Genomic DNA, 5320 nt, shown 5'->3' with positions numbered 1-5320 from the left:
GGCGTCGATCATCAAATGGATTGTCCCCGGCTTGCTGAACGCGTGCCCGATCGATTCCGTCTGTGGATCTTGCCCTGGGAACCCATCTTGCGGGCGGTGATGCTGTTATTTGTGGCGGCCTACATCATCCCGCTGTTCATCTACCCCACGCCTCAAAACCTGCTCGCGATCTCGGGTGCGTTGGCCGTTGCATTGGGGTTTGCGTTCAAGGACTATGTCAGCAGCTTGATCGCGGGTGTGGTCGCATTGTACGAACGTCCCTATCGCAATGGTGACTGGGTCAAGATCGAAGAAACCTATGGAGAAGTCCGATCGCTTGATCTGCGAACGGTCCAAATCGTGACTCCAGACGACACGGTCGTAGCCGTCCCGCATAGCAAGATATGGTCGACGGCGATCTACAACAACAACACTGGCAAACGCGAGTTGATGTGTGTCGCCGACTTTTATTTACATCCCGATCACGACGGCCAGCGGGTGAAACAAAAATTGACCGATGTGGCGTTGGCCAGTCCGTATCTGCAACTCGACAAGCCAATACTTGTCGTGGCGGCCGAGAAACCCTGGGGGACGCATTACCGGCTAAAAGCCTACCCGATCGACGGCCGAGACCAGTTCCAGTTCATCACCGATTTGACATTACGCGGCAAAGCGATGCTCCGGCGCATCGGCGTCCCATCTGCAAACGTCCCGGCGGCGGCACAGGCCACCGGGTAGTCGTCGATCAAACGATCTACATCTTCTTTAGGTATGTCATGCTCTGGCGGATGCTCGCTAGCGGATCGGGCGACTGGTCTTGCTCGACATGACAATGGACCACGCCCGCTGCGGCGGCGGCTGCGAATATCGGTTCCATCGGGATGACTCCGTCGCCGATCTCTTCGAAAGCTTCGTGGGCAACGCCGTTGTAGGTCGGCACAGGCGTTTGCTGGCTTAGGTCCTTCAAATGCAATTGGGACACACGTCCCTTTAAATTGCGAATCAACTTTGCAGGATCGTGACCGGCCAGCTGCACCCAAAAGATATCGATCTCAAATTTCATCTGGTCCGAAAATTCGTCCATTAGCACCTCGTAGCCGTACCGACCGCCCTGCTTGGGTTCGAACTCGAAGGCATGGTTGTGATAGGCCAATTGGATTCCGGCTGACTGAGCTTCCTCGGCCGCCTTGTTGCAGCGATCCGCAGTCAATTTGTAGTCGTCCAAGGTGGTGCGGTTTTTTTCTGCCAAATAAGGAACGACCAAATGAGACAGCCCCGCGTCGTTCGCTTGTTCCAAAATTTTAGCAAACGGTGGTACCCCTTTATCGTCCGGATTGACCACCGAGTCCCATTCGAAGTGCGAGGAATGAATGGCGAGTCCGTTGTCGCGAGCGGCGTTGATCATCGGTTTCGCGTTGGGAAACCCGTACGGCTCGACCTGCTTGTAGCCTGCATCCGCAACGGCTTTTAGCGTTCCGGCAACGTCGTCGTTGATTTGGTTTCGCAATGTGTACAGCTGGATGCCGATCGCATTTCGGTACACGTTATCGTCATCCAAGGCAAGAAGTTGCTTGGGCGTCAAGGCGGCCGCTGTCACTGCGGATATTGCACCCAAAAAATGCCGTCGTTTCATTTTGTTCGTCCGTCAAAGAGAAGAAGAGGTCAACCGACATTGTACTCCAGTCGTGCCACAGCATGTTCGCGGGCGATCGCTCAGTCCCATTACTTTCGCCCCTATCCGGATGATTTTTCGTAGCGGAGCCGCCCGATTAAGATGGCATTTAGTTATCGACCTTTGCCCGGAAATCATCCCCGCGCTGGCGAGCGACGCTACAACACGCAATTGCCGTCGATGGCCGGCTCTTCATGCCTCACAGCGTCGGCCAAAAAGGCTGCTTAACTCGCATCGGTTATGCGTACGCCTACCGGCTAACGGTTAAACGAAGCATTCTAGAGACAGGTGAATTTCGTAGCGGAGCGGCGCGAGCCGCCCGGTAAATTTCGAACGCTGTATTCGCTGCAACCGGGCGGCTCGCGCCGCACCGCCACCCCGATGACCTTTTCTTTGTGGCGCCGCATTCACACGACACGCTGAAAACAATTACGATAAATACCTATCCTGCCCGCGACTGGCGTACAACACGAAAAATCGGTTGCTCCCTTCCCAGCGCAAAACGCCCTCCCTGCTGCGTCAAAAAATGCCCCGAACAAATATCCATTCAAGAAATAAAGTCCAATTTGGCAACGTGCTGCCGCGTCTTTTCTGTGGAATGGTCGTCGTAGCCATTGCAACCGGCTCGCTTGCGAGGGCCGATGCACCGCCGAACACTGGGACAAGCGGCTCGAATCGTGAGCAAAAGGAATTGGACGCCCCCGCATCGACACTCGGGCTCGCCCCGCCGACCGAGGCAGTGGTGCTGTTTGACGGTTCGAATTTTGATGCGTGGAAGCCGTTCTCGTTCCAGTGGATCAATCCCAAGGATGACCAGAAACAGATTCAGTGGAAGCTTGTCGATGACGACGCGATGGAGATCGCCTTTGAATTTGAAGGCAAGCGACGTAAACAATTCCTTTGCACCAAAGAGAAATTTGGTGACTACCGTCTGCACCTCGAGTTCCAGTTACCCAAAGAGGGCAGCGGCAACAGTGGGATCTTCTTTGGCCCGCTTTACGAATTACAGATCTTCGACAGTGCCGACAAGAACATCCCTGGCATGGGCGATTGTGGCGCGATCTATCAAATCCGTGCACCCGATTCAAACGCGGCTCTTGAACCAGGCGTCTGGCAAACGATCGACCTAGAGTTCCAGGCTGCGGACATTGGTGCGAACGGGTTTATGACCGAGAATGGTGCTGCCCGTGTCACAATCCGGCTTAACGGCCAATTGATCCACGACGACGTCAGGTTATCGCTACGGCGGAACAAATATGCGGCGTTCCCCGAAGAACGGATGTCGCCCATCGTGCTACAGGAGCATGGCTCGAATGTGAAGTTCCGAAACATCTGGTTGGTCGAGAAAGCCGCCAACTCGAATGCAAAACTAAAGAAATAGAAATCTTGTCACTCTACAGGAATGAGAGTCTTTGATGACGAAACGATTGATTTACTTGCTCGCGGTCTGGTCCGTGGCTGCCGTTTGTGTCCGCCCTGCATCTGCCAACGATGCCGAGCAGCGTCCCAACATCGTCTTGATCATGTGCGATGACATGGGGTGGTCCGACATCGGTTGTTACGGAGGCGAGGTGGAAACGCCAAATCTAAATCGTTTAGCAGCCGAGGGGATGCGGTTCACTCAGTTCTACAACAATGCCAAATGTACAACGACTCGCGCATCCATCCTGACCGGCGTCTATCCACGACGCGACCAGCGTGATTTGCTGCGAACCGACATGGTCACCCTCGGCGAAGCAATGAAGCTGGCGGGCTATCAGACAGCGTTGAGCGGGAAATGGCACCTCGGCAGTCAAAAGACAACTCATCCGTATCATCGAGGATTCGACGAGTTCTATGGGCTGCTGGACGGTTGCTGCAACTTTTTTGATCCGTCGATCCCCGATCCACCCTACAAGAACAACAAGGTCCGAAAGTTCGGCCAGAACGACCAATTGATCACTTCGTTTCCCGAAGACTTCTACACGACCGACGCCTTTACCGAGCATGCCATCGATTGTGTAAAGAAGTTTTCCTCGACGGACCGCCCGTTTTTGATCCATCTCAACTACACGGCGCCGCACTACCCGTTGCATGCGAAGCCCGAGGACATTGCCAAATATCGGGGCAAGTACCGCGACATTGGCGGCTGGCTGAACTTGCGGAAACAACGGTGGCAGAGGCATCGCGAGATGGGACTGGCGACCGAATCGTGGCAGCTAAGCGAGATGGACGAACACGCCTACGACTGGGACTCGGCCAATCACGACCATGAAGATGCACGCATGGCCGTTTACGCAGCCATGATCGATGCCATGGATCAGAACATTGGTCGCCTGCTTGAGACGCTCGAAAGCGAAGGGGTTGCGGACAATACCGTCGTTCTCTTCCTCTCCGACAACGGGGGATGTGCCGAGGAACCTGGTGGCCGCAGCCCAGAGATCGTTCCCGGTCCCAAGGATTTCTATGCGTCGGTCGGCCCGGCATGGGGTTGGGCGCAGAATGCCCCCTTCAAGAAACACAAAAGTAGTGCGTACGAAGGAGGCGTGCTGACGCCGTGTATCGCGTGGTGGCCAGGGCGGATTCAGGCAGGCTCTATCACTCGCCAACCCGCCCACATCATCGATATGATGCCCACCCTGCTCGAAATCGCAGGCGGCCAATATCCAACCACGTACCAAGGCCACGAGATCCTTCCGGTTGAGGGCAAGAGTATGCTGCCCATTCTGATGGGAGAGACAAGAGAACCTCATCCGCAACTCGCCTGGGAATGGTCCGGAAGCCGTGCGCTGCGAGAGGGGGACTGGAAAGTCGTCTGGCCCAAGAAGGGCAAGGCATGGGAACTCTATAACCTTGCAAACGATCGTTGCGAGACGACCGACCTTGCCGCCGCCGAACCGGAGCTCACCCAACGTTTGGGCAACGCTTGGGAGGCCTGGGCCAAGCATACGGGATTAAAGATCAAAGGCGACTCGAAACGCAAGTAACCGCGTTGGCCGTCCTTCATGTCCCTTCTCACCCACCGCGCAGCGGATAGCGGGGGAGAAGGAAAGGATGAGCGGTGGCTTTCAGACAGAGCCTAGTGGCGATTAGTCTGCAAACCTCGCCGCCTACAGATGAGGAGACACGAATCAACACTGATAAACACTAATCACGCAAGCAAAAACTCAATCCAACGAACGACAGAAATCGCGTGGGGACGGGTTTTGTTTTAGTCAGAGTTCGATTTCTGCAATGCAACGAGTGACCAAATACCCAGTGGAATCCCGAGAATAATCCCAGGACTGAGTACAGGGACGCATGCGATTACCGCAGCCAGCCACGAAATTCGATTTGATTTGCCGCGAACCATGTTAATGGCGCCAACGAGTACGGCCAAGTGCGCAAGAATGAACAGCAGTGTTCCTGCGGCAACCGCTATCCCAAGCAGGAAGTCTCCAGCCAGAGAAACGCGGACGGAGTCGACGATCGTGAAAAAACCAATCGGTGCATCGGCCAGGATCGCGACAGCGGAGAGCGCGGATAAACAGAGGCCTGGGTACCGAGTGAACTGAGTGCGTGCCGCGGACGCAGGCTCCAGGGTAACTGGCGATTGGTATGGTTTCGAAATCGTCAATGCATTCTCTTCAGTAGCAGAACGGTGTTTTCCACAAGGACGCGTTGCCGCTGCTTGTGTGCATACGGCTTGTT

The 5320-nt window shown here is 55.2% G+C and carries 5 protein-coding genes; 3 read left to right on the top strand and 2 right to left on the bottom strand.

Annotated features, from left to right (window positions below):
- Positions 1-717, top strand: a 717-nt coding sequence (locus RMSM_RS05600) for a mechanosensitive ion channel family protein (RefSeq protein ID WP_008692771.1), incomplete at its 5' end; no start/stop codon positions are given.
- Between the two features lie 16 nt (positions 718-733).
- Here the strand turns inward: RMSM_RS05600 and RMSM_RS05595 are convergent.
- Positions 734-1612: a sugar phosphate isomerase/epimerase family protein gene (locus RMSM_RS05595; protein WP_008692769.1), complete on the bottom strand. Its 879-nt coding sequence runs from the start codon at positions 1610-1612 to the stop codon at positions 734-736.
- Between the two features lie 565 nt (positions 1613-2177).
- Between RMSM_RS05595 and RMSM_RS05590 the strand changes: the two genes are divergently transcribed.
- Complete coding sequence (locus tag RMSM_RS05590; protein WP_236622014.1) at positions 2178-3032, top strand: 3-keto-disaccharide hydrolase; 855 nt, start codon at positions 2178-2180, stop codon at positions 3030-3032.
- 34 nt (positions 3033-3066) lie between these two features.
- Positions 3067-4617 carry an arylsulfatase gene (locus tag RMSM_RS05585; protein ID WP_008692762.1) on the top strand — a complete coding sequence of 517 codons (1551 nt, stop codon included), beginning with the start codon at positions 3067-3069 and terminating at the stop codon, positions 4615-4617.
- 224 nt (positions 4618-4841) lie between these two features.
- Here the strand turns inward: RMSM_RS05585 and RMSM_RS05580 are convergent.
- A partial coding sequence (locus RMSM_RS05580) for a hypothetical protein (protein WP_236622013.1) occupies positions 4842-5320 on the bottom strand: 479 nt, incomplete at its 5' end.

This window comes from Rhodopirellula maiorica SM1, assembly GCF_000346295.1.
GTDB lineage: Bacteria > Planctomycetota > Planctomycetia > Pirellulales > Pirellulaceae > Novipirellula > Novipirellula maiorica.
The sequence above is the reverse complement of the archived record's forward strand: the minus strand, read 5'-3'. Positions and strand labels throughout refer to the sequence as shown.